Source organism: Marinobacter sp. MA (assembly GCF_048298425.1).
Lineage (GTDB): Bacteria > Pseudomonadota > Gammaproteobacteria > Pseudomonadales > Oleiphilaceae > Marinobacter > Marinobacter salsuginis.
In genome coordinates this window covers 2,382,827-2,407,422 of the sequence record NZ_CP103058.1, presented here as the reverse complement: position 1 = coordinate 2,407,422, position 24,596 = coordinate 2,382,827, and the positions used below count along the sequence as shown (strand labels likewise).

At 52.2% G+C, this 24,596-nt stretch carries 17 protein-coding genes and 1 pseudogene; 5 read left to right on the top strand and 13 right to left on the bottom strand.

The genetic code is table 11. From position 1 onward, the window contains the following. Positions 1 to 7 precede the first annotated feature (7 nt). The 3 genes from NUW46_RS11180 (at position 8) to NUW46_RS11170 (ending at position 4,749) form a co-directional block, all read left to right on the top strand. Positions 8 to 1,129: a glycosyltransferase gene (locus NUW46_RS11180; RefSeq protein ID WP_418140119.1), complete on the top strand. Its 1,122-nt coding sequence runs from the start codon at positions 8 to 10 to the stop codon at positions 1,127 to 1,129. After that, positions 1,122 to 2,573 carry an oligosaccharide flippase family protein gene (locus NUW46_RS11175; protein ID WP_418140118.1) on the top strand — a complete coding sequence of 484 codons (1,452 nt, stop codon included), beginning with the start codon at positions 1,122 to 1,124 and terminating at the stop codon, positions 2,571 to 2,573. The genes NUW46_RS11180 and NUW46_RS11175 overlap by 8 nt, the downstream gene beginning before the upstream one ends. Before the next feature lie 148 nt (positions 2,574 to 2,721). Then, complete coding sequence (locus NUW46_RS11170) at positions 2,722 to 4,749, top strand: PA14 domain-containing protein (RefSeq protein WP_418140117.1); 2,028 nt, start codon at positions 2,722 to 2,724, stop codon at positions 4,747 to 4,749. Between the two features lie 64 nt (positions 4,750 to 4,813). On the opposite strand, the gene NUW46_RS11165 is transcribed toward NUW46_RS11170, so the two are convergent. After that, the gene (locus NUW46_RS11165) at positions 4,814 to 6,211 is read right to left on the bottom strand and encodes a glycosyltransferase (protein ID WP_418140116.1); all 1,398 of its coding nucleotides are present in this window, start codon (positions 6,209 to 6,211) and stop codon (positions 4,814 to 4,816) included. 399 nt (positions 6,212 to 6,610) lie between these two features. Between NUW46_RS11165 and NUW46_RS11160 the strand changes: the two genes are divergently transcribed. Continuing rightward, positions 6,611 to 7,804 (top strand): hypothetical protein, encoded by a 1,194-nt coding sequence (locus NUW46_RS11160; RefSeq protein ID WP_418140115.1) that lies wholly within the window; start codon positions 6,611 to 6,613, stop codon positions 7,802 to 7,804. Here NUW46_RS11160 and NUW46_RS11155 read toward each other — a convergent pair. The 10 genes from NUW46_RS11155 to NUW46_RS11110 all read right to left on the bottom strand — a co-directional run bounded on the left by NUW46_RS11155 (position 7,787) and on the right by NUW46_RS11110 (position 19,919). Beyond that, on the bottom strand, positions 7,787 to 8,782 hold the full coding sequence (locus NUW46_RS11155; protein WP_418140114.1) for a glycosyltransferase: 996 nt from the start codon (positions 8,780 to 8,782) through the stop codon (positions 7,787 to 7,789). The genes NUW46_RS11160 and NUW46_RS11155 overlap by 18 nt on opposite strands. Next, complete coding sequence (locus NUW46_RS11150; RefSeq protein WP_418140113.1) at positions 8,751 to 10,058, bottom strand: phenylacetate--CoA ligase family protein; 1,308 nt, start codon at positions 10,056 to 10,058, stop codon at positions 8,751 to 8,753. The genes NUW46_RS11155 and NUW46_RS11150 overlap by 32 nt, the downstream gene beginning before the upstream one ends. A gap of 677 nt (positions 10,059 to 10,735) precedes the next feature. After that, the gene (locus NUW46_RS11145) at positions 10,736 to 13,288 is read right to left on the bottom strand and encodes a hypothetical protein (RefSeq protein WP_418140112.1); all 2,553 of its coding nucleotides are present in this window, start codon (positions 13,286 to 13,288) and stop codon (positions 10,736 to 10,738) included. A gap of 2 nt (positions 13,289 to 13,290) precedes the next feature. Continuing rightward, positions 13,291 to 14,649, bottom strand: coding sequence for a polysaccharide pyruvyl transferase family protein (locus NUW46_RS11140; RefSeq protein ID WP_418140111.1), 1,359 nt, complete (start codon positions 14,647 to 14,649; stop codon positions 13,291 to 13,293). Beyond that, positions 14,649 to 15,308, bottom strand: coding sequence for a PIG-L deacetylase family protein (locus NUW46_RS11135; RefSeq protein ID WP_418140110.1), 660 nt, complete (start codon positions 15,306 to 15,308; stop codon positions 14,649 to 14,651). The genes NUW46_RS11140 and NUW46_RS11135 overlap by 1 nt, the downstream gene beginning before the upstream one ends. Before the next feature lie 5 nt (positions 15,309 to 15,313). Continuing rightward, complete coding sequence (locus NUW46_RS11130) at positions 15,314 to 16,099, bottom strand: sugar phosphate nucleotidyltransferase (protein WP_418140109.1); 786 nt, start codon at positions 16,097 to 16,099, stop codon at positions 15,314 to 15,316. A 24-nt stretch (positions 16,100 to 16,123) separates the two neighbouring features. Then, positions 16,124 to 17,410, bottom strand: a complete 1,287-nt coding sequence (locus tag NUW46_RS11125) for an NAD(P)H-dependent oxidoreductase (protein ID WP_418140108.1) — start codon at positions 17,408 to 17,410, stop codon at positions 16,124 to 16,126. A 27-nt stretch (positions 17,411 to 17,437) separates the two neighbouring features. Beyond that, positions 17,438 to 17,962, bottom strand: coding sequence for a dTDP-4-dehydrorhamnose 3,5-epimerase (gene rfbC, locus NUW46_RS11120; RefSeq protein WP_418140107.1), 525 nt, complete (start codon positions 17,960 to 17,962; stop codon positions 17,438 to 17,440). 11 nt (positions 17,963 to 17,973) lie between these two features. After that, on the bottom strand, positions 17,974 to 18,999 hold the full coding sequence (locus NUW46_RS11115; RefSeq protein WP_069183480.1) for an NAD-dependent epimerase/dehydratase family protein: 1,026 nt from the start codon (positions 18,997 to 18,999) through the stop codon (positions 17,974 to 17,976). Between the two features lie 17 nt (positions 19,000 to 19,016). Next, positions 19,017 to 19,919 (bottom strand): glycosyltransferase family 2 protein, encoded by a 903-nt coding sequence (locus NUW46_RS11110; RefSeq protein WP_305966971.1) that lies wholly within the window; start codon positions 19,917 to 19,919, stop codon positions 19,017 to 19,019. Positions 19,920 to 20,067: 148 nt separating this feature from the next. On the opposite strand from NUW46_RS11110, the gene NUW46_RS11105 reads away from it, so the two are divergent. Then, on the top strand, positions 20,068 to 22,428 hold the full coding sequence (locus NUW46_RS11105) for an FG-GAP repeat domain-containing protein (RefSeq protein WP_418140106.1): 2,361 nt from the start codon (positions 20,068 to 20,070) through the stop codon (positions 22,426 to 22,428). On the opposite strand, the gene NUW46_RS11100 is transcribed toward NUW46_RS11105, so the two are convergent. Continuing rightward, positions 22,425 to 23,870, bottom strand: a complete 1,446-nt coding sequence (locus tag NUW46_RS11100; RefSeq protein WP_418140105.1) for a lipopolysaccharide biosynthesis protein — start codon at positions 23,868 to 23,870, stop codon at positions 22,425 to 22,427. The genes NUW46_RS11105 and NUW46_RS11100 overlap by 4 nt on opposite strands. Before the next feature lie 96 nt (positions 23,871 to 23,966). Further along, positions 23,967 to 24,047: pseudogene (locus tag NUW46_RS11095) on the bottom strand (PEP-CTERM sorting domain-containing protein); the annotation flags it as partial. Between the last annotated feature and the right edge of the window lie 549 nt (positions 24,048 to 24,596).

Here is a 24,596-nt window from a genome sequence, read left to right as displayed (position 1 = left end):
CACGCGCATGAAGGTCTTACACGTTACATTCAACATGGCCATTGGCGGCACGGAACAGGTGATCCGTCAACTGATTGAGGGCATTGACAACAGCGACGTGGACTGCGAAGTGTTGTGTATTGATGGCTTCGTGGGGCCCATTGGCCAACAGTTGGTGGAAAAGGGTGTGGCTGTAAACAGTCTTCAAAGGAAGCCGGGTATCGACTTTGGACTGGTCGCTAACCTTCGTGCCGTGATCAGGCAGGGTGACTATGATATTGTTCATTGCCATCAGTACACGCCCTGGTTTTATGGCTGGCTGGCAAGCCTGGGTACCAGAGCCCGAGTGGTTTTCACCGAGCACGGCCGGTTTCACCCCGACAGGTACAGATACAAGGCCTTCCTGATCAATCCTGTCATGGCCACGCTGACGGCCAGAATCATTGCTATATCCAACGCCACGGCAGAGGCACTCAACCGCTACGAGTTCATCCCCGGAAAGCAGATTAGCGTCATTTATAACGGTATCCGGGGTATGGTTCGGGATTCGCGAAAGGTAGCTGGTTTGAAAAAAGAACTGGGCTTGGCCGACGGCGAGTTGGTATTTGGTACGGTTTCCCGTCTCGACAGCGTGAAAAATCAACGAATGATGATCAAAGCCTTCGCCAGGTTCCTTGAAGGATCCGGGCCAGCCAAGCTTTTGATTGTAGGTGATGGGCCAGAGCGATCTTCGCTGGAGTCACTTGTGGCGGAACTCGGACTATCCGGCAGTGTGCGGTTTACCGGATTCATCACCCGGCCAGAGCATCACCTGGCCTGTCTGGATGTGTTTCTTCTGTCATCCCATACAGAGGGAACTTCCATGACGCTCTTGGAGGCAATGAGCCTGGGTATCCCCCAGATCGCCACCAGAGTCGGGGGGAATCCGGAAATTGTTGAGGATGGCGTGACCGGGTTGCTTACTGCCAGTGATGACGCCAATGAATTCGCCAATGCCATGAAACGGCTGCAGCAACAGCCTGACATGCGATCGCACATGGGGGCTGCAAGCCTGTCAAGATTCGAACAGTCTTTCACGGTCAGTGCGATGGTGAACAACTACCTGAAAGTTTATTGTGCCATCGCAGAGAGAGAGCGAATCCGTGTCTGATGTTCGTAAGGCTGTCGTTTTCTCATTTGTCACCCGGTACGGCCTGATGATTATCGGTCTGGCGTCGACCATGATCATTGCCAGACTGTTAACACCCGAGGAAATCGGCACCTTTGCCATTGCGAGTGCGATCACTGTGGTCATGACGGAGTTCCGATTGCTCGGAGCCGGCATGTATCTCGTCCGGGAGGAGGAGTTAACGGAAACGAAGGTTCGGTCGGCGATGGGCTTAACCATGTTGATTTCCTGGAGCATGGGTGTTGGCATCTGGTTTGTAGCCCCCTTGGTCGCTAATTTCTACGAATTGGCTCCACTGACTCCAATCTTCAGGATACTTTCCGTTAGCTTTTTCCTCGCTCCAATGATCAGTATCCCCACTGCGTTGCTCATGCGAGCTTTCAAATTCAAGGAGATTTTGATTATCCGCCTTGTCACCAGTCTGAGCAATCTGGTAACAACCATTTCCCTCATTTTTGCAGGCTTCAGTTTTTACTCACTCGCCTGGGGTTACACAGTTGCGGTGCTCGTCGAAGTGATCCTTGTGTATTGGCTCCGCCCCCCCGAAACCCGCTGGTTACCCTCATTACATCAGTTGGGCACCGTTATGCGGTTTGGCATTTACAGCTCACTGGCCGGATTCTTTCGCCGTGGGGTGATAACCGCCCCGGATATGGTCATCGGAAAACTGGGCACGACGGCACAGGTAGGCCTGTTTTCACGGGGGCTGGGGTTCATCGAGTTCATGTCGCAGACTCTAATGATGGGGGCAAAGCCTGTAGTGCTTCCTTATTTGTCCGAGGTGCAGCGCAGTGGTAATGACGTTAACGATGCTTATACCAGTGCAAGCGTCATGCTAGGTGCCGTCCTTTGGCCAGTACTGGCCGTGGCAAGCGTAGTAAGCCTCCCGACCATTCGTTTATTTTTCGGGGATCAATGGGATGCTGCAGCCCCGTTTGCCGCTATCCTTGCGGGCTGGGCAATGCTACGTGGAGTGCACTGGTTCTCCGGAGACCTGTTTCTGGCTCGCGGGTATGAGCGGGTGATGGTTGTAAAGGAAGGTATTCTGTTCGCTCTCTACTTTTCCGGCGTTGTATTTTCCTATCCACTGGGATTGGAGGCGGTGGCTAGCGCTTTTGTGCTTGTTGGATTCGCAGATGCGGTCATTACTACCTTCATTCTTGCACGGGTAATGGGCTTGAAGGCCTTTGTATTTTTCCGTGCTTGGCTATCAAATCTGGGGCTCGCGGTGATTTGTTGGTTGGCGGCTGAGCTGATCTATACCGGTGGGATGAATGCCGGGATGGAAATGTCCACGGCTTTTCTCTCAGTCGCATTATGCCTACCCGTTGTTTGGGTCTCTTCACTTTATCTTATCAAACATCCTGTGCGCGGCGAGGTGACGACAATCTTCAATTGGGTTTTGCGAAAGGTCTCATTGAAATAAATCCTCCCCCGTTAGTAGATCAAGTACCTATTTGCAGGTTTTTTTAATCGCGAATTGATACATGCTGCCTCTGGCAGTAAGGAGAGTGGGCGACAATACTCTAGGAAGGCTGTAATGGTTTTACCTTACACGCAATTCGGAGTTTGCCATGAGTAACGGAAAGCTCGTCCTTCCTTTGATATTGATTTTCGTTTTGGCTGGGTGTCAGTCTCTTACCATTCGGGATATTGATACTCTACCTCCCACTGCTTCACTCCCTGAAGTCAGCGAGCCCGGGTGGGTTGACCTTCGATATTTTGACAATGTTCCGGGTATTAAACTGTCTGACGTCGAGGGACTCGCCAGATTCCCCGACAACCCGGACGTCGTGGAGAAACTGACGCAACTGGAGGTTCGTTCCAGCCGAGGGGACAACTACGCTACGCTCGTACGCGGATACATTGAGCCACCTGTAACGGGCGTCTACCGTTTTTACGTGTCCGGTGACGATCAGACTAGTTTCTCATTGAGTTCTGACCGGTCTGCAGCCAACGCAACCGTCATTGCAAGTGTTCCGTCCTACAGCTCCGTTCAACAATTTGGGAAATTCAGCTCACAGGCTTCTCCGCAAATCGAGCTGACGGCGGGCAAACAGTATTATTTTGAATTGAGGCACAAAGAGGGAGGTGGTGGAGATCACTTCAGCGTGGCATGGGAGGGCCCCGGATTTTCGCGAGCCATTATAGGAGCGGAATACCTCCATTCTCCAGCTCAGACCAGCGAACAGTACTCTCCGGAAGAAACCGGGGTCGAAGGATTCAAACAAGGTTACCGGGTTGGCTTTTTTGACGGCGAGCAGAATCTTCCGTTTAACGATCAGTACCCACCGCTTGATGAAGACCAGGATGGACTCTACGACAACTGGGAAGTCCAGTTTGGGCTCAGCCCTTCTGACCCGGGGGATGGTGATTCTGATCTGGATAATGACCTGCTGACGGCTCGGGATGAGTATGAAGTCTGGACCAACCCCGCAGATAGCGACACTGACGGGGACGGTATTCCCGATGGTGCCGAGTTCGCCTTTGGCCTAAACCCGAGGGATCCTGCTGATGCCACCCGCGATCTTGATGGGGATGGATACTCAAATCTCGAGGAGTATCAGGCATCCACGATCATTGATGATCCAGAAGACAAACCTGTGCAGGAAGTACAAAGCCCGGATTTCGTCGCCGGATTGAAGGGGCAGTTCTTCGCGGGTCGCCGGTTTGATACCTTCGTCTTTTCGCGACTGGACCAGAATGTCGATAATGACTGGGGTGCGGATTCGCCCGGTAGTGGTATACCTAACAATAACTTCAGCGCGCGCTGGTACACCTATATCGTCCCGCCCCACGCTAGCGGGAACCGTCGGTACGAAGTGCGGGCAACCCGGGATGACAGTGTCCGCATCAAGGTCGGTGATGAAATGGTCGTTGACTCCTGGACAGGAGGAAGTGGCGAAGCGTATACGGGGCAGGTGGTCCTGTCTGCCGGCACTTTATACCCGGCCATGATTGAGTTCTCGGAGGGCTACGGAAGTGCATTCCTTCGTCTGGAGATAGTTGATCTTGAGACTCAACAGGTCGTCCAGCCGTCGGAGATCTTCCGTGTGACTCCATTTGAATCTTCTGTCTCGGCTGATAGTGACGACGATGGCATTCCGGATACCTGGGAGATGGAATATGGCTCAGATCCGTTTAACAACGATGCTTCGCAGGAGTACAACAACTCGGGAGTGTCTGTAGCCGAAGCATACCAGTCTGACGTGAATCCCTGGTCCCTTGAACCGGTGAAGAGCTGGGAAGGGGATGTTTCCTCAGAAACATCGGTGCCGCCCAGCGAACCTGAGACTACACCGCCGGAGCCTGAACCAGCTCCAGAACCAGCGCCGACAACACGGACGGCAACGCTGTCGTGGACTGCGCCGGGTACCAGGGCAGATGGAACTTCCATCGCGCTCAGCGAGATCGACTTCTATCGCGTCAATTACGGGACTTCCGCAAACTCGCTCGGTCAGAATGTGTCGGTATCCGCAGGAACCACAGAGTACACCTTTGAGAACCTGACGGCGGGAACTTGGTATTTTTCCGTGCAGGTCATCGATATGAATGGATTGATCAGCGCACCATCGAAAGTGGTCAGCGTTTCTCTAGAGTAGGGCAGTCGGCGGGTCTGGGTATACCAGACCCGCCGACTGAAGTGCCGATGTTTACTTGCTTGCTCTAGCGTTGACGGGGAATTGAGGATACTTCACGCAACTTTCTGTAAAGGTCGTCAGATATGTTGCTGATATGGAATTCGGAGGCGTTCAGATAACCTGAAAAGGATCCTATCGAAGAGTCGGAGAATCTGCCATCCAGTGCTGAGGCCAGGTTTTCGGTATCATCAAATCCGTAGAGCTCGCCAAGGCCTCTGGAAGCCACCAATCGGCCCAGGGCCCCATCTGCCGGCGTGATATTGATGATTGGGCGGCCCAATGCCAGATAATCATAGAGCTTGGATGGGATCTGAGTCTGGGTTCCGGGTTGTATGTTAACCACCAGATCCGCTGAGGCCAGGGAGCGCAGGCACTGCTTGTAAGGCACTGGCTCATCAATGATCAACGATCCATCCTCCAGAAGGTCCGCAAACCTGTCTCTCAGGTTGTAATCGAGTTGAACGTCGCCGATCTGATGGAAGACGATCTTGCCGGATTCGCCCGCTCGCTTTCGATTTGCTACCCGGATGGCTTCAAGTAGAACGGCCGGGTCTCGAACACCATACAGGAAGCCCGCATGGCAAAGGACAAGATCGGGCGAGTCTGTTCCGGCGTTGCCGGCATCGATATCCTCAAAATCCGAGGGATCAAAACCATTGGGCAATACCAGGAACTTATCCCGTTGCTCCGGGTACCGTTCGCTGAACTCTTCCATAAGCGGCTCAGTATTCAGGGACACTGCCGTGGCATGTTGAACAACCTTTCTCTCGAGCCGTAAGGCCAGGCTGTCCAGAAATTTTCCTTTGGAATGGTGAAACGGGTTGTTCATCCATGGATCGCGAAAATCCACAATCAGTGGCTTCCCGCAGAATTTGCTGATCAGGTAGCCAACGATCAGACCAGACCAGGGTGATCCTGTGGCAAAAATGGCGTCGATACCGTTTTTGCGCGTTTCCCTGACTCCCCGGATGGTTGCCGGGATAATCCACGGCCCGGCCTGGTCGGGAAAATAACAGGAATCGTAGACAAAGTCCTTTAGGCGCTGAATTGAAGAGGCTTTGTTGTCGGGGTTCGGTGCCGACGACCGGAACGTCGTCTTAGGCGAAGACGCAGATCCCGACTCGGGGGATGTCTTTCTACGGGTGAAGAATTTCCGCACGGCCAGCAACGCTTTGAAGATATCCCAAACCGCCACCCGATGAATTTTTTCTCCATTGACAGGGAGCGAAAGATGACCGAGGGCATCCGCTACGGGCCCAACCTGCGGTTGTGTTGTCAGAACATGCGCCTCGACATTGCTTAAAGCCCGCACAAACTTGACGGTGCGCATGCTGCCAGGAACACCTGTGCTCTCGGTTGGTGGGTAGAAATAGGCAATAAACAGAACTTTCAGAGGCAGAGTTTCAGAAGAAGCTTCGGGCATGTAGCGCACGTCCTGGCTGTGAGAATTTTGCTATCCGCAGTGCGGAGAGTCTTTTCCGTTTTAATGTGTTGGAAAGCCTCCGGCAAGGTTGCCGGCGGCACACTGGCACGTCTCCATACCAGTTCTGGCAACCACGACCACGTGTCATAGCGGCCAAAGCGAAACCTGGTCAAGGGCTTTTGTCCTAATAACCAGAGAGGCTATCGAGAATCTTTTGGAAAAAATTAGGTCTATCGCTGTCCGGAGACCTTCTACTATAAGTGCTAAACTTTATTTTACAGTACAACGCAATATGAAACATTACTTCGCATGGGAAGTATGAACAGTTCACGACGTTCAAGCTTGAGTTTGTTTAAGTTAATGGAATCACCATCCCTGAGGCATCGAGGTATAAGGTTTATGAACTCCCATCCCATTGTTAGTCGTGCAAGTGTGTTGTTGTTCATGGCAGCGACATACAGTTCTGCTGTCACAAGTGAAGTACTGTTTGTGGAAAATTTTGATAATCAGCCTGACTGGACGAGTGGTCTGGAGATCAATGCCACTTCTGCGAGCCCGGCTGGAAAACCGGATCGTGTCCAAAGCGCGGGAACGCATGTGATTCCGCAGGGTTGGTATTCTGTTAGGCAAGACCCAGTATGGGCACCCTCCACAGGTCATCCAGACAGGCATGAGACGATTGAAATTCTTGCATCGAATTCCGAGAAAGCCAGAGGAGGAGTGGGTAAATCCTTTGTGAGCTGGCGAGATTCGTACGATGCAGGTTGGAATTACTGGGGCTCCGAGTCAATGCTGGTTAAATTTCTACCAGAGGGGTATGACTCACTTTATGTAGAGTTCTGGATCAGGTTCGGTGATAACTGGTCCCGCGAATATGTGAGTGGGACTCCATCCCCTGCGTCCAAACTGTTCCGTGTGTCGAGTTGGAGTGAGGAAGGGAGCGAATATCAGGCCTTTGGTGACGGAGAGTTGGGGCCGATAGCCCTGTGGGATCATAATGTGAACAGCTACGGAGTGCGTAATGCACTTGCGTTCAGGGGGGGGCCACACGGAGACAACTACGGATTTTCGTCGGGCGATATATCAGGCCTGCCTCGTCAAATAGTTGGTATTGGTGACATCAATCTCAACTTCACCAGAGATGTCCTGGGAATGGGCGCCGGTGGCGAGAACCCAAAGATCGTTGATCGAGTCAATGGCGGTTATATTTCAAATGACCCGAACGAGAAAGTCGTTCATGACCAGGTTTTTGGACCTGGTGGAGCCTGGACTAAGATCGCCTTCTACGTGAAGATGAACACGGCGCCTGGTAGAACTGATGGCGTCTTCAAACAGTGGCTGAATGGTGAGCAGATTTTCAGTAACACCTCGATCCCCTGGATAAGGCCGTCTTCCTCCGAGAATGAGAATGCCAAATGGAATCTTGTTGCGATCGGTGGAAACGATTTCTTCCAGACTTATCCAAATTCTGACCGTAGGGAAGAGTGGTACTCTATTGACGATGTCGTGATCAGAACTGATATTCCAGCCGATTTAATGTCTGAAGAATTGGCTTCTCCTCCCTCGCCACCAACCTCACTTGAGGTGAATTAATAGAATTCGCCTTGTAGTCAGCGTTACTAGCCTATAGAGACGTGCCGAAAGGTATAAGAGGTCAAGGTAATAAGATCTCGCGAGTTCTGAGAGGCTTCTTGGAACTCGCGAGGCTCGTTTATAGCGCTTTAAAGTCAATGGAATAGGGAAGAGAAATAGAAAAGTAGCAAATAGCCACAGGGACGATGATTGCAACGCGAAAGCACCAACCGTTGCAGCCAGACAAAAACCAAATCCCACGGTTATTAAAAACACAGGGTCTTTTAAGTTGCGCATTAAATCCTCTGAGTATGATTCAGCATGCCATATTTGCCTTTTTACAAAAGCTTTTTGTGTTTTTGCATTGCCCCAATGAATAACATTTGCATCTCTGGAGATGTGGACTTCTCCTCCAGCATTTTTCAGCCTTGTTGAAAGTTCGCTGTCCTCTCCGGACGACATGGTTTCATTAAAACCTCCTACCTCATTAAAAAAGCTCTTGCCGATCACGATAGAACAACCTAGTAAATCTTTTGGTAAAGCGTTGCCGTTCGGTCCCTCAAGAAGCCAGTGCGTTTCAATCCATGTGGCATCCGGCGGCAACTCACAACCACCGCCAAGAACCAAACGTTGATTTGATGACAGGGATTGTTGGCTCAATCGATCCAGCCAATTTGCGGGCAGGGTACAATCTGCGTCAATAAATATCAGGATCTCGCCTTGTGCCAACCTGGCGCCAAAATTTCGAAGGGCGCCAACCTTCAGATCCGGTTCAATGCAAACCTTGTCTGCCAGTTCCCTGCTGATTCTGACTGAATCATCCGAGGATCCGTTGTCAACGACGATTATTTCGAATTGATCTCTGGGAATCGTTTGATTCTGAAGAGACTGCAGACATTGTCTAATATGCCTAGCTTCATTCAGACAGGGAATAACGAACGAAAACTGAATCATAGCAGAGCCCATATTATTGCCGGACAACACTTTTAAACTTTCCATTTGCAGACCTTGGTATCGCATCCGAATACTGGAAAGTGAGTCCTACCTGAGAACCAGTTCTGGCTTTGAAGTTTTCCTCCAGTGTGTGTTCGTCGACAGGGCTTGAGTCGTCAGCCCTGACAATATTGATAGTGCAATGATCTGGGCGATCCTGAACTACCTGGGCTTCCCTGATTCCGCTCAAGCCTTTAAATATATGATCAATCCGCCCGATCTTTCTGCCATCTGGCGTTTCAATGTAATCATCAATCCTGCCATTGATAGACGCCAGGCGGGTTTGACTCGCCTCCATCAGATCTTCGCGGGCGGTCAGGGTCGCGGAATCCCCAACCCGATATCGAAGCAAAGGCATACAGGTGTTGGTTAAGGTGGTTGCAATGACATCTCCGGCAAGTTCGCCCGATGAATATGGCAGAACTTCCGTTACTCCGAGCGTTGGATTGCACTGGTAAAGGCCGTGCTTGTCCTGGCCGGCAAAGACAACGTACTCGGCGGTGCCGTAATAATCCCTCACGGGGCACCCGAACACGCTTTCGATGCGTTCCCTTTGCCATGCAAGTAACGTTTCGGAATTTGTGATGATCACTGTTGGCTGGAATTGGGGGACCGTGCCTGTGGCTGCGTAGTAACCCGCTAGTTCCGCGATGGCGGACGGGTACCCGATCAACTCTTTTGGAGCAAAGACATCAAGATCTTTGCGATAGGCCGGAAAGGTGGCCGGGTTGAGGTGATAACTTGAATACAGTCGTTGATTCTCGGCCCTGTTAAGCCGAGAGAAGGGTGGTGTAAGGTCACTGGCCCGTTGCACCATGCGCCCGGCGAATGTGGCTCTCCTTGCTCCAAAAGGGACCCCGTGAAACTCTTCGTGGTCCACAACAAGTGCCATGGCCATTTTGTACGTTCTTTCGTTGACGGCCAGCGTCAGCGGCGTCCCCGTGCTTCCGCTGGTATTCTGCAGAACAAATGATTTCTGACCCGGCACCTGGAATTCCTCAGGTCTGGATCTCAACGTGTCTTTGTCCAGGACCGGTAGTTTTCGGAGATCCGAAACATGGGTGATGTGTTGCTCCGAAAGGCCGATATCCGAAAACACGCGCTGATAGTAGGGCACGTTTTCTCGGCAGAACCTCACCATCTCGTGCAGTTGTTCACTCTGGTAGTCGATCGTTTCCTGATGGGTCCAGTTTCGTGCCTGTTCAACCAGCTTTCGAACGTCCCGATAAGTGCCGGTGTATCTCTTTAAAAAGAGCTTGTACCCCATGGCACTGACAAGCACGTTCTGAAGCCAGACAGGGCTCTGGTAATAGAGGGACTCAAAGTTACTGGTCATTCTCATTTCCTTGAGGCGCAGTCCTCTTCGAAGGCTGTTCACTGAATCGTGGCCGAACAGTCTTTGCCGGGTTCCCGGCTACAATCAGCGCTTCCCCCACAGGCCGGGTGACAATGCTTCCGGCTGCAACGATGCTGTGATCGTTTATATCACTCAGAATAACGGAGGCGTTTCCAAGCCAGCAATCCCGACCTATTCGGGTTTTTGTGTAAGTGCCTCCCTGTTCCTGGATCGGTTGTGTGGGGTCGCTAAAGGTGTGTTGATTTGCACCACTGAGAATATGGACGCCACTGCCTAACAGGGTGCTCTCACCGATTGAGCATTTTCCGATATTGCACTGCGGTCCGATATAGACACCTTTCTCTATCGTGGTATCCCAGTGGGAGAAAACCGTAAGAAAGCCAATGGATATTTCCGGAGAGGTGTCAGGACAGCTCAGGCTGTAAAAGCTGGCCCGCAGGTATATTCCCGGCTTTCCGGGAACAAGGCTCAGAAGCTGGGAAAACGACTGGAATACGGAATCTCGATTGGCGCCCAGAGAGAGGAGATGATACGCCACCCACAACGGCAACACGAGCACAGTGAATACCAGGCGCATCAAAGGCTTAAGTAAGGACTTCACGTCATCCCTCCAGTCGTAAAGTCAGCCAGGCTTTTTCACGGGCGGGACGAAACTGAACGATCCCCCTGGCCAGGCGTTGAAGAATCTGGATCAGGACTCTGGTCGTGAAAACTGTTCTGCCATGCTTGCGATGTTTCTTCAAAGCCGCTTTCCCTGCTGCTGCTTCTTCCGCTATGGGAATATCGTATCGGTGAGGGCCGTAGTTTTGGAGCAGTATAATCTGTACTCGTGTAAAAAAACGCTCTTCACTGACTTCAAGAGTGCGAGTGATCTCCCCGAGCCATTCGAAGGCTTTACGCTTATATGCCTCGCTGTTTTCGGCGTCAAACAGGGCGGCCTGTTTCAGGAGTGCCACTTTTCGGAAGTCTTGCGCAACCCAGGTGTGATTGGGGAACTCCAGTTCTTCGGGTTTGTGAAGGAAGGGCTGCTCATTTATCACCATCCACCGCCAATAGTGTTTCAGACTGGCGAGAGCGTATTCATAGACGTCGTCCCGCGAGTGGCTGTCCAGTTTCAGGCACAGGTAGCGGGTTATTGCCGATAGCAATACGAGGTAGTGCCAGCCGGTTTCGACATCAAGAAGGTTACGGTGTTCAATGTTGTCAGCCGGACCAATAGTACAGCGAATCACATGCTCGGCCTGGCTCAGCCAGTCAGCCTCGGGCTGAATCAGGCTCGCATCAAGCAGGGTGTTTATGTAATTGCCGGTGCCACGGGTAAACGGATATTGGTAAACGCCATTGAGGTTACCTGCCAGAACCTTTGTCAATCGAGGCAAGTCATTTTTCTTGATGGCGAGCACCTGAGGAAGCAGCCCCACCGAACCTTCGTGAGCCTTTCGCATCCAGGTGGCAAGCTCGAGAACGGCCGATTTTGAATTCTCGGACCCGGTCATCCAGAAGTGATAGAGAAGGCCGGTTGTGTAGCAATGCTCCGCAGCCGGGCCGCCTCCGGTCTGGCCCGGCATTGAACTCGTTGTGTTAAAGCGGGAATAGGTCCGGTGGGTTGCAGTATGGGCATCAAGGTAATGGTCAGTATGCCAGAACAGACCGTGGTTGTATTCCGCCCGGTCTTCATCGGTGTGGTAGATGTCAATATCAACCACATGGCGGGCAAGGTCGTCCATCAGTTGGAACCAACGCTTGTCTCCGGTCAGGGCAAACTGTCGGGCAAAACCGTAGATGGCATCGTACTGATTATTGTAATGAGAGATGAAACGAGGTTCGTCAGAGGGCAGGTAGAGGCTCTCGTGATCGGCGAAGATATCGCCAAAGTTTCGCCAGCCGTACTCATCAATCACTTCGCGTTTTTGGAGAAACCCCGCTTCCGGGCACAAACCGAGTTCAATCAGGCGGTCGATCCGGTCTCGTTGATGGATCGGTGTAAAAAAGGGGAATGCGTTGGCAATGGCATAGTGTTCCGCTGGCACTACTGGGATCACAGGAAAGTGGAGGTTGCGGAGCGTGTCGCCTTCGCCGTCCAGTTGAAGCCAGGCCGTCTGTTGTTTCTGTTCGCCGCCCTGAAGTTCGTAGGCCGATCCAATGGCGGGAAAAAATTCGACTTTCAGAGCATCCGTGTTTGCTTCTAGCGCGGACGGGAAATTCTGCCAGAAATGCCTCATCGTGGCGCAGGTCCCAGTGTCGCTATCCAGCATACCGCAAACAGGCATTGCCCGTTCCCCGTGGCCTGCGTTCTCTTCGCCGCGATATAAACGGTATCCCCGGAAACGAGTGGTCAGCTTGCCGTCTGCGCCCACGTGGTTCCTGCTGTTCCAGTTTTCTCCACCGCTGGATTCCTGATGCAGGCGAAGGGGCCGGGCAGATTCAGCAATGGTAGCGGAATCTGTCCCGGCATTGATCCAGTATGACGCGACATTCGGTTGGCGGACAGACAGTGAGAACGAACGAAAGTGAACAGATCCGGAATCGCCAAGGTCCCAGAGGCCTCCGCGATGCAGTGCACGTCGGGTGTTGTGCAGCCCGGCTTCAATGCGAACCAGTTGCCCGATTCGGTAAAGTTGGAGCGTAACGAAGAATCGGAGGTATGGCTCGCCTGCTTGCGACAGGAAAGAACCCGTCGTTCGATATTCTGAAAACAGGGCGCCTTCTTCGATTAACACCCAGGTTTCCTCCATTCGGACATCGCAGGTTTTGTTGTCCTGGTCGATCAAGTCGAAGCTCAGCACCCGCCAGCTCGCATCGGCTCGTTCGATTCTTACCGAAAGGGCCTGTTCACAGGCCAGGAGACGGGGCGCTGGCGGCGGCATGTTCTTAGGGCTGGCACTGCGGTTGTGGGCGACCAGTTCAATCTCCCGGGTTTCCCAGGGTGCAAGGCGGGCGGGAAAGGCAATGCCCAGCCATCGAATACTGCCATCGTTCCACAAACTTAAAGGTCGCGACTGGAAGGGTTCCACGGGGTGACCTTCGGAGGTTTGGAGGCCGTGATCCTCCCCTGGTCTTAAGTACCCTTCAGGTAACGGCATGCCTGTATGAACAGGGTCGAACTGCCTTGGAAAGCCGTTTTCTTCCCGAAGTACAACGTTGGGTCGGGCCATGCTTACTGCGAACCTCCTGTGTTCACCAGGGCGGCAATTTTCTGATATTGCTCTGAGAGGGCAACAAGGTATCGTGAATGTTGCTTGGAGATCTCCAGGTCGCCTGAGGCAATCTGTTCCCTCAGCGCATTGAATTTGGCGATCAGGGTTTCTGCATCGAAATCATCAATGTTGACGTAATAACGGCCAAGTCCGACATCTTCCAGTAATTCCGCTGCCTTTCGGTAATAGCAGATACCCAGAACCGGAATGCCCAACTGAAGAGGCAGTACGGTGGCATGGAAGCGGGTCGCAACAACGCAATCGGCGTTGTTCAGGGTGTCCATCAGCTCACTGACCGTTCTGTTGCGGGCAATTTCGGGCTCCAGGAAGGCCGCCGTATCGGCGTCCACTAACTCGATAACATCCTCAATGACTGCCTCATCCCTAATCTGGGTGCTGAACAGCGTGAGCCTTGCACCACTTGCCATTATGTCGGAGCACAAGGATGCCACCTTTTGCACGTAGTCGCGGTAGCGAGCATCGTCCGGGTGATGCCAGTAACGGCTGTCATATACAGGCATAGGGTTTACGGCGACGCGAAATTCATCACTTTTCGGTCGACGATCCGGTGGAGCCTCCGATCCATAAAGGCTATGGGCCAGGTCCGGATAGATAGAACCGTCAATACCGACTTTTTCGAGGATAAGCTTTCGGGAGCCCTCATCACGGAAGGAAATGAAGTCGGCTCGGCTCAGTGCCTTGCGGAGCATCCAGTAACTGAGGGAATGACTCAGGGGGCCTGCACCCACACTGATAAAACCCACCCTGGCGCCGGCCCCCTTCGCAAGCCAGGTCCATTTCAACAGGGTGTATGGAAAGCCCCAGGGACCTCCGAAATTGTCCAGGAACTGGTTAGACCCGGTGACAAGAACCAGGTCTATCGTATCCAGGCGCTTTCGGGCTGCGCGGAGAAAGGAAAGCTCCTGCCTGAGAACGGGAAAAAATTCGACAACCTGCTGTGCCAAGGTCAGCAGCGGGCCAAGCAAGGGCAGGGCTTTCATTCGGGCCTTCCAGGACCTCTGGGCGGGCAACGGTTGGTCTGTCGTCTGCTGCGCCAGTGGCTCCTCGGATGTATCCGAGCCGCTGGAAGGTGCTGGATTGAAATAGTCCGCACGATACCGGATCGGAAAGGAGTCCACGTTATGTCGGGGGCCGCTGTCTGCGGGATTGATGGAAAAGCAGGACAACTCTGCATCGGGAATGTAGGTGCGAAGGTTTCTCAGAACCGCCTCAACAATGGCCTCATCGCCCAGGTTCTGATTTCCATAGTGACCGAAAACGGCAATCCTCGGTGATTGTGCAGGAGTTCGTTTTGGCATCAGGCGGTCAGGACCAGTTTTCGGGAATAAAACGCTTCGGCGATGCTCTCTGGCGCATTGGATTCCATGCCCCGAATTCGCATCAGGCTCCAGAACAGATCCTGGCTGAACCAGGGCTTTTCAGATTGGGAAGCGTAGGCGTCATGGAGAAACCGAATCTTGGATTCTCCGGTTCCCCTCGAGATGGGAAAAAACATATTGGGTTGGCCCAGATCTCCGTCCCACTTCGGGATCTCATACTCAAGAACTAGGTGGTTTCTGAATGTGTTCCAGGTCAGATCAGACACTGCCCGGTGATCCTGATGAAGATCATGGCGGTAGTGTGTGAATACCAGATCAGGATTGGCTACATCGGTTTTCAGGCTTTCGAAAAATTCTTTCAATCGCACCGGTTCTGTCGGCAAAAAACCGTCCCGGAAATCGTGGATTCTTAAGTCCACAGACCTAGCACCTTTGGAAAAGAGCGCGGCTCCTGTTTCAGCCTCCTGTCGCCGGGACGGGGTAGAAGCAAAGACAATCCAAGTGAGATTTACGTCGGGCCGATTGGCCAAGAGATGCAACAATGTGCCGCCGCAGCCGATCTCAATGTCATCACAATGAGCCCCGAGGCAAAGCACGTTCAGTGGGGTTTGACCCTTTCCAATAGCTGTGTGCAGCATGCGTGTTATACCTTCTCCCGCCAAACCTGCCAGGGACATTCCCCACTTGCATTAAGCTCGTCAAAGGCCTGCTTGTCCTTGAATGTGTCCATGCATTTCCAGAAACCATCGTACCGGTAAGCCACCAGCTCATTCTCTGCAATCAGTCGCTCAAACGGCTCGTGAACAAGCTCTTCTCCATCCTGTATGTACTCATAGATGCGTTTCTTGAAAATGAAAAAGCCGCCGTTCACCGTCAGTCCGGTATTGGTCGTGTCCTGGATGCTGTGCACGGTGCCGTCGTCGTTAAGCCGCACGTAATGAAATGACTGTTGTGGCTGTACGCAAAGAAAGCAGGCTGTTTTTCCGCTTTTCATGAAGAACTCGAGCATTTCATCGAGTGGAACATCCGACAGGCCATCCGCATAGTTGGCCATGAACATGTCGTCAGGCCCTAGATCATCAAGATACTTCTCAACCGCTTTCAGGCGCATTCCGATGTTCGATTTGAGCCCGGTATCGGCAAACGTGATTTTCCAGTCGTGGATGTCGGTTTTGGTCAGATGGGGTTTGCCACCCTCAAGCACGAAATCGTTGGTAAGGCACTCGTCATATTTCAGAAAATACTGTTTGATTACGTGCGCGTTGTGTCCAAGGCAGATAATGAAATCCTTGTGTCCGTAATGGGAGTAGAACTTCATCAGGTTCCAGACAATCGGCCTGTGGCCAATGGGAACCATCGGCTTGGGAATATTTTCTGAGAATTCACGCAGGCGCATTCCAAGTCCGCCACAAAAGAGTACAACCTTCATAACTCTGACTCCCTTCAACTGCCGCTATGAGCAAAGTGTAGCAATCATTTCTTCTCTGAGTTGGTCAATCAGGCGTCCGCCGGGCAACTCAACATCATCGTAGGTAAGTGCCTGGTCCATGGGCACGTGGCGCTTTACTTTGCAGTTCTGGGCAACGCCCATTGGTAACAGATTGTCCCGCAGGCTGGTTTCAAAGTTGTCGATCAGGGCGTAGTTGGTGAAGCCTCCTATGCCATCAAGAATGTCGCCTTCATTGAGGTCTTTTTTAGCGATTGCGACAGCTTCGCAATAGGGCTTGCCAAGGGGAGTAACGGCAGCATCATTACAAAGAACGCCACGACAAACCGTGATGGGTATTTCCAGCTGGGGGAGATGGAAGGGGGTATAGAACACGTAGAAAGGGCCATCGCCCATCTTCAGATACTTAAGGTATTCCTGCTTCATCGGGTTGTCGGTGTAACCGACAATAAATGCGCCGGTGTAGGGCGAGGCGCCGAGAAGGAAGTCTACGATACCTTTGCCGGGCGAGAAGGCATCCTCGGGGAAATGGCTAAGGCAGGTTCGTACATCGTCACATGCGGGCCCGTACATGCCACGCTTACCCACACCAAAACCAAGTGCGTTCGCAGTAACCGTAAGCTCCATGGATAGTTTGGTGCCGTCCACGAAAGAGGTCATCATGTGCGGTTTCTGGTTGTTGGCCTCCGCAAAGGCTTTTTGGGTTTCAGGCGTTCTGTGAACATCGTAGAAGCCTTTGAGATTGCCTGCGCCCACAACCTCCAGCCCCATGGTGCGAACGTGGCGGGCCAGGTTGGACGCTACACCGGGTTCGTCGCCGTCTGAGTTTGAATAGACTACGCCATTCTGTTTGGCATAGTGCTTCATCAGAGGACCAACGGTTGCGTCCATTTCGCAGTTCAGTACAAAGGTGTGCTTGCCGGCCTTGATGGATTCCAGGGCGACCCAGGCGCCATATTCCACTTCGCCAGTCGTCTCCAGAACAGCGTCGATGGTAGCGGCGTCAAACGCAACTCTGGCGTCGTCCGCAATACAGGGAGTGCGGGACTCAATTGCTTGTTCCAGTTCGGCGCTTGTAGAAACAAACTGAGTGTTTTCGACGCCCGCATTGCGAAAAACCGCCTCGGCGTTCTCGCGGGTTCGGTTGACAATTACCGCCAACTGAATCGCCGGGAATGAACTTTCGATTTGTGCGGCGATATGCTTCGCGCTGTAACCCGCGCCGACCATGGCCAGTCTGATCGGGCGGTCTTCCTGTACCCGCTTTGCAATCTCTGTGTCGACTATGATCATTTTGCTTCCCTGTCTTTCTATTTATTGTCAGAAATTTTTCCAGTTCTTGTCATTATCCGAGATAGCTGCGATGGGTAGCGGCCACTCAATGCCAAAGGCTGGGTCATCGTGGCGAACGCCCGTTGCGGATTCCGGATGGTAAAACTCACTAGTGTGGTAATAGATCTCGGTGTCGTCTACCAACGTCTGATAACCCGTAGCGCAGCCTTCGGGGACGTAGAGCATCCGGCTGTTTTCCGCTGTCAGTTCTACTGCAAACCATTTTTTGAAAGTAGGTGAATCAGGGCGCAGATCTACAATGACATCGTAAATGGCGCCTCGCGGACAGCGAATAATTTTCACTTCCTGATGTGGGGCTGTTTGGTAATGAAGCCCTCTAAGAGTGCCTTTCAGAGGGCTTACACCGATGTTGGATTGCTTAATTGAGGATACGAGGCCCATCTCTTCCATTTCTCGCTCGCACCACAGACGGCCGAAGAAACCTCTATCATCGCCAATGCGCTTGACGTCTATCAGGTAGGAGCCCGGAATTTGCGTTTCAGTAAAGATCATCTGTTCGGCCCCTAGATCTGCCAGACCAGGTTGCGATCGAGTTTGCCTTCCTCAATCAAATTCATGATGTGAGCAATACGTTTGTAACGAATGCCCTCGTAGTCGTCTTTACTGAGTCCGAACCGAAGATAGGATTCATAACACTGCTCTACACCCTTGCGCGCCGTCCACCTGGTTTTGAATTCCGGAAACACCCGATGAATCTTGTCAAAATTGACGCGGTAGGAGCGTGGGTCCGGACCGGCATCTTCTGCGTATTCGACCTCGCAGTTCGGTACGGTTTCCTTAACGAACTGCGCCAGATCCCGCATCTGGTAATTTTCTTCGTTACTGCCGACGTTTACTGCGAGGTTATGTATCACATCGCGTTCGGCTTTTAGGGCACAGATTACCGCCTGGGTGATGTCTTCAATATGAACGAGAGGGCGCCAGGGTGTGCCATCGCTCTTCAGGAGAATCTTGCCGGTGGTGTGGGCCCAGGCAACGAGGTTGTTGATGACAAGGTCGAACCGGATCCGCGGCGAAACCCCGTAGGCGGTTGCATTGCGAAGAAACACCGGGCTGAAACTCTCACTGGCCAACTTGGAAACGTCTTCTTCTACCAGCACCTTGGACTTGGCGTAGGGAGTAACCGGGTTGAACTGGGCAGTTTCATCAAGAACGTCTTGTCCCGCTTTTCCGTACATGCTGCATGAGGACGCGAACAGGAAACGTTGCACACCAACAGAACGCGCCAGCTCTGCGATTCTTACAGAAGCGTGGTAGTTGATGTCATACGTCAGATCGGGATTGATATTTCCGAGAGGATCGTTTGAAAGAGCTGCCAGGTGGACAATAGCGTCAAAGCCCTCAAGGTCTTTGGCTGTAACGTCGCGTACATCTTTGTAGATGGAGGGCACGTCCATGGGCTCGTCGCCATACGTGCAGTAGCGATAGAGATCGGTATCCAGGCCGGTGACATCGAATCCTTCCTCAAGCAGCATCGGCACCATAACCGTGCCGATAAAACCTCTGTGGCCTGTAACTAATACCTTCATAATCTCTCCTTGCTGATTCAGGGGCGTTTGATGAGCCCGTATTTGATGACATCCATAAGTTCATTCTTCATCGGATCCTTGAACCAATAGGCCCGTTTGAGAAGAAACATAGACAGCACCCGTTTGTCCTCAAGCGAAATAGGCGCTCTCCAGACGGCTTTGTAGTACTCCTTAATGCTTCGCCAGGTCTGCATAACCAGCTTTCGCTTTGCGGGGTCCCAGAAATTCTTCTGGCGCTCGCTATCATCACGTTTCCAACTACTGGCCTGCGGATGCATGCGGCGATTGAAAAGGTGAACAGGCACTTCACTGAATTTCCCATAGAGAGACAGCTCGACAACCAGATTGATATCTGCAGCTACGTAGTTGCCCAGCAGAGCAGTGCGTGCCAGGACATCTCGCCGCATAAGCCCGTAAATTACGTTTTGCAGCCCCAGGTTCTGAAGGCAATCCTTAAACCGCTGGGAGGCGGAATCCGAAGTGAGGTTCATCTTGTCGTCGTAAGCTTCTAAAAAACCGCCGTATTCATCGATTATATGGGTTTTGCCGTAGGCGAGAACCACATCATGATCCGCTTCCAAGACTTCAAAGCATTTCTCAATCAAGGATGGTTCAATGGGATCATCGGCGTTCTGCCACCGAAAATATCGGGACCGGGCCGGTTCAAAACAGACTGTATAGTTTTTCGATGCACCCAGATTAATAGGATTACGAATATATTGAATTCGCGAATCTCGCCCGGCGTAATCTCGGCAGATTTCTTCGGTACGGTCTGTGGAGGCGTTGTCGGCGATGAAGAGGTCAAAGTTGTTGAAAGTCTGGTTCAGTACGGAACGAAGGGTGTCTTCCAGATATCGTTCGCCATTATAGACAGGCAGGCCGATAGCCACCGGACTGGTTTCGTCGTACTGCTGATTCATGGTGCTATCCCTCGCCGAACCAATGACTTCAACTTAATGTTAATATTAGTACATTATTGTAACGAAGTGTAGCGAGCACCCCGAAGTTTTCCGGCTCTGCGAGGCTACGCTTCCTGCCTCCACACGGATGTTTCTCGGACAACGGATTATGCAGCCTTTACGCATTCTTACACTGGCAGTTTTCGTCGCATTAACCGGGTGCGACTCATCCCATCCAACAGATTCAGGGCCCGAGAATTCGTTTTTCGAACGCGAAACCATCGACCCGCGTGGTCCAAATGCTCCCTGGGGCAAAACGATCGGCGATATTGATGGCGATGGCCTTTTGGACATCGTTATCGGAGGGCATAGGCCAAGGCATCTCACTTTTTTTGAGAGGGTCGGGCGCAAACTCGGCATAACCGATTCTTCAAATCGTTTGGGCGAACTGGTCTGGTATGAAAACCCGACGTGGAAGCGCCACACAATTACCGAATCGTTGGCGATCAGGACAGATCTTGAAGTTTCTGACATTGATGGTGACGGTGCCAACGATATTGTCCTTGTTTCCGACAGTGGCATCGTATGGTTGAAGAACGGTGACTGGGGTAGCCATCTGATTGGTGAGGGGAAATATCACGATGTTGAAGTGACCGACCTGGACCGTGATGGTGCGAACGAAGTAATCGTTCGCAATCAGTCTCTATTTGGCTACAAGAACGGAAATTTCATAAGGATCTTCACGCAGGAATCCGGTGATCAATGGCGTTATGAAGATCTGTCTGTTCCGCACGGAGAGGGACTTACTCTGGCAGATCTGGACAAGGACGGATTCAACGACATCGTAGCAAGTGATGTGTGGCTCCAAAATCCGGGTGAATCCGGTAATTCGTGGGCAAAAATGCAGTACACCGGTGCCGGCAAAGGAGGCTGGCACTGGCATGATGTCTACATCGATACCGGAGACTTCAATGGTGACGGTTGGCCGGATATTTTGCTTTCCCCATCCGAACCGGCTGGCGCTTTCTACGAGATCGCCTGGCTGGAGAATCCAGGTGGGGAAACTGACCAATACTGGTTGAAGCACGTGATTGTCGAAGACGTTGAAACCGTTCATCACTTTGTAGCAGCGAGGGACGTGGATCTTGACGGCGATATGGATGTACTCACTGCCGAAATGAACCAGGGCGAGGGTGAAAATCCGGTTTCTGTTTACCTGAACGAACCGAACGGTTGGGTACGACAGACGCTGTCCCTTGGGGGTGGGCATAGTCTCAGAGCTGTGGATATTGACAATGATTTCGATATTGATCTGATCGGGACGAACTGGCAGATCAAGAATTTCCAGGGTGATTACCCGGTCTGGATTTGGCGGAATCAACTAGATTCCCGCCAGGGTTGGGTGCGGCATGTTATTGATGGCGAGAGACCAGGGCAGGCTACTGCCGTTTTTGCCGAGGATCTTGATGGGGATGGTAAGAAAGATCTGGTGAGCGGTGGGTTCTGGTATCGAAACCCGGGTGCGTTGGGTGACCAGTGGCAGCGCTCAGAGTTAGGGGTTGGTGCGACTGACGCTGCCTTGATTCATGATTTTGATCGAGATGGCAGACCTGATGTTCTTGCCACAGGGTGGCGTGCCTATGGTTATCAGACACCCTTCTGGGAAAAGCTGACGAACTGGGTTGCTGGTTCCAGGGACAAAGAAGGTAATCACGGAGAGCGACTTGTCTGGGCCAGGAATCTTGGCACTGGTGAGTTCGAAATTCTTGAGAACATTCAGAGGGCAAGCGGAGACCTCCTGCAGGGTGCCGCAGTACTACCTGCTGTGGGCGACGGGGAAGAACGTGTGCTCTTGTCCTGGCATGCTGCAGGAGAGGGCATCCAATCGATCACTGTTCCGAAAGAAGCTAGACATCAGGAATGGGCGTGGAGTGAGTTCAATTCCCTGTCATTGGATGAGGCCCTTACCGTCGCAGATTTGGACGCCGACTTAAACCCGGACGTCATTCTCGGGACAGTCATATTGTTTGGAAGAGAGGGCGGTGACTGGGAAACCGTCTGGATAGACGACGAGGGTCTAAAGCCAGACCGTCATGTGGTTGCGGATTTGAACAGTGACGGCCTCCCGGACATTGTCGTGGGGTTTGAAGCTGTAAGTGAGACAGGTGATTTGGTCTGGTACCAGCAGCTGACTCAGAAGGGCGACTGGGAAAAGCACTTGATAGCACGATTAACAGGGCCAATGAGTCTTGGCGTGGCGGATATGGATGACGATGGCGATCCGGATGTGATTGTGGGTGAGCATGACCTCCGGAATCCAGAGCGGGCGAGGCTCCTATGGTATGAGAATCGGAACAACGGAGAATCATGGTTGCCGCGGTTGATACATCAGGGTGACGAACACCACGATGGCGCACTGGTCGTAGATTTGGATGAGGATGGCGATCAGGATGTTGTTTCGATTGGTTGGGGCCATCACAAAGTGATTGTTTATGAAAGTGTCAATGCTTTGGGAGCTACTTCTGACTAGCGTTTGAACTCTTTCAGTATGTATCGAACCTGATGCCACTCTTCGGTTCTCTTCAGGAGTAGTATGGCTGCGCAAATTGTGGTCAGTGCAGAAGTGATCACGAATAAAAGCCCACGAACAGCCAATTCCCAGAGTCCTTGAATCTCTCCGAAATGGATAACCATCATCAGCCCCGTACCTGCGGCCGTTCCCGCTACACCGGGTACTATAAGAAATAGCAATTTCGTTTGGCTGAACCCCGTCCAGTGGTTCAGAAGTATCAGTAATGCGATCGTGGTTGCGATAGCCAGCCCTCCGCGGAACCACGCCATGTTTGTCAAAGAGTCTGTCGCAAAGACAAGCAAGACAGTGATAATGATGACAGTCGAAATCAGATCGAAGGTAAACAGCGCTCGCACTCGCCCAAGCGCAATAATGGCATCGCTGATCAGCGCGAAAAGGCAGAAGGTGAGGAAAAAGAGCCCGAATGGTTGCAACAGGTGGCTGTATGCCTGCCATTGTTCGCCAAGAAGCGTTACCACAATTAGGTCGGGGTACAGCATCAGGAAGGTTGTGAGAGGCGTGAGAACGGTCACCATGATAGCCAGGCTGAATCTGACCCGGTAGGCCAGTGAGCCAGGATCGTCTTTTACCCGGGCAATCGACGCCAGAAGAGGCTCGCTCATTGGAATGATTGCAGACAAGGCTGGTAACAAGCTGATTTCACGGACCAGGTTGTATCCTCCGAGCGCAGAGGTGCTGAAGTGCTTTGAAACAATCAGGTTGTCGATTTGCGAACGCGTAAACCCGACAATGCCCCGCAGCAAAAGCCACTGTGAAAAATTCCATTGTTCCCGCGCTTTCTCAAGGCTCCATTTGGGCCGGTATGGATGAACCCGGTAAGAACCGATGGCAAACACGGCTGCGGAGAGCAGGCTTCCCAGAACGATTGCCCAGTAACTCTGGTCGATCCAGGCGATGGTGATTACGGCAACAAAGGATAGTCCCTTTTGCCAGAGGGTAAGTCGAAACAGAGGGCGGTAATTTATCTCTCTGACGGCTTGCATCATTCCCGGGGTACGAAGCGCTCGGAGGGGAAGGGCAAGGGTGGCTATGACCAGAGCAAAGGCCAATTCCGGTGTTTCGAAAAACGCGGATAAGAGCGGTGCTGAGCAAATAACGGCGAGCGCGACCAAAGACTTGATCAGAATGTCCATTGTCCAGGCAGTATTAAGATCGCTGTCGTCGAGTGTTTCTTTCTGGACAATGTACTGTTGGTTTCCGATCTCCGCCAGCAGCTCAAAAAACTGTAGGACGATGGTTATTAACGCAATAATCCCGAAATCATCAGGCGTTAGGAGGCGAGCGAGAATCAGGGTGCTGATGATGCCCAGTCCGCGCTGAACGACCTGCATACCCAGTAACAACGCAGCACTCTTGATAACTTTCAGGCTGGCGGACATAGAGGTTATTCAATCTGGTAGAGGGTTTGGCGTTTACTATAGGCACAAAAAAAGCCAGCGCAAGCTGGCTTTTTTCTGCCTGAGAACCAGGAGTAGTCAGGCTTTACGGCGGCGGGCAGCGCCCAGGCCGGCGAGACCAAGACCCAACAGGGCGAGTGTGCCTGGCTCGGGAACCGCTTCGGTAATGACCGTCAGCACTGAACGACCAACGTAAAAGTCACCATAAAGCGATGTCACGGTAACGTCCAGGTAGCCATCAGCATTCAGCGCGCCAAGCGCCTGCGCTTCGAGATTATTGCCGAAATTGGCTGTACCGAACTGAATACCACCGGTGTCAAAATCGAAGGCTTCGATGACAAACAGAATGGTTTCCCCTAAGTCAAGAAACCCTCCGTCATCCGAAATACCAATCTCAAGAGTACCGCTCACAGCACTGCCTAGGGCGAAACCGTCGTCGTTTATGTTGTGCGTGTATGAGTGGCTACCCCACCAACCAACATATTGATTCTGATTAACGGTGTCCGTAATCATACCTGCATTTGCGCCGGATACAGCCAAAAGCGTACCGGCTACCACCCCTCCAATTGCCTTATACATAGCATCACCTTCCTGTGTTTAATGTCGTGTTGCAGTAATTCTCAAAGCAATGGTGGGGCCAACATGCGTAAAGTTCGGTAAAACAATAAGTAAGGCGTTTCGTAGGGCAAAGGTAATCGTTGAGGTGTA

Bases quoted from the DNA above. Each gene is read 5' to 3' on its own strand.
- NUW46_RS11130 (WP_418140109.1), bottom strand. From the start codon at position 16,099: ATGAAGGTTGTACTCTTTTGTGGCGGACTTGGAATGCGCCTGCGTGAA.
- NUW46_RS11110 (WP_305966971.1), bottom strand. From the start codon at position 19,919: ATGAATCAGCAGTACGACGAAACCAGTCCGGTGGCTATCGGCCTGCCT.
- NUW46_RS11115 (WP_069183480.1), bottom strand. From the start codon at position 18,999: ATGAAGGTATTAGTTACAGGCCACAGAGGTTTTATCGGCACGGTTATG.
- NUW46_RS11165 (WP_418140116.1), bottom strand. From the start codon at position 6,211: ATGCCCGAAGCTTCTTCTGAAACTCTGCCTCTGAAAGTTCTGTTTATT.
- NUW46_RS11160 (WP_418140115.1), top strand. From the start codon at position 6,611: ATGAACTCCCATCCCATTGTTAGTCGTGCAAGTGTGTTGTTGTTCATG.
- NUW46_RS11135 (WP_418140110.1), bottom strand. From the start codon at position 15,308: ATGCTGCACACAGCTATTGGAAAGGGTCAAACCCCACTGAACGTGCTT.
- rfbC (WP_418140107.1), bottom strand. From the start codon at position 17,962: ATGATCTTTACTGAAACGCAAATTCCGGGCTCCTACCTGATAGACGTC.
- NUW46_RS11155 (WP_418140114.1), bottom strand. From the start codon at position 8,782: ATGGAAAGTTTAAAAGTGTTGTCCGGCAATAATATGGGCTCTGCTATG.
- NUW46_RS11105 (WP_418140106.1), top strand. From the start codon at position 20,068: ATGCAGCCTTTACGCATTCTTACACTGGCAGTTTTCGTCGCATTAACC.
- NUW46_RS11170 (WP_418140117.1), top strand. From the start codon at position 2,722: ATGAGTAACGGAAAGCTCGTCCTTCCTTTGATATTGATTTTCGTTTTG.
- NUW46_RS11100 (WP_418140105.1), bottom strand. From the start codon at position 23,870: ATGTCCGCCAGCCTGAAAGTTATCAAGAGTGCTGCGTTGTTACTGGGT.
- NUW46_RS11125 (WP_418140108.1), bottom strand. From the start codon at position 17,410: ATGATCATAGTCGACACAGAGATTGCAAAGCGGGTACAGGAAGACCGC.
- NUW46_RS11140 (WP_418140111.1), bottom strand. From the start codon at position 14,649: ATGCCAAAACGAACTCCTGCACAATCACCGAGGATTGCCGTTTTCGGT.
- NUW46_RS11145 (WP_418140112.1), bottom strand. From the start codon at position 13,288: ATGGCCCGACCCAACGTTGTACTTCGGGAAGAAAACGGCTTTCCAAGG.
- NUW46_RS11180 (WP_418140119.1), top strand. From the start codon at position 8: ATGAAGGTCTTACACGTTACATTCAACATGGCCATTGGCGGCACGGAA.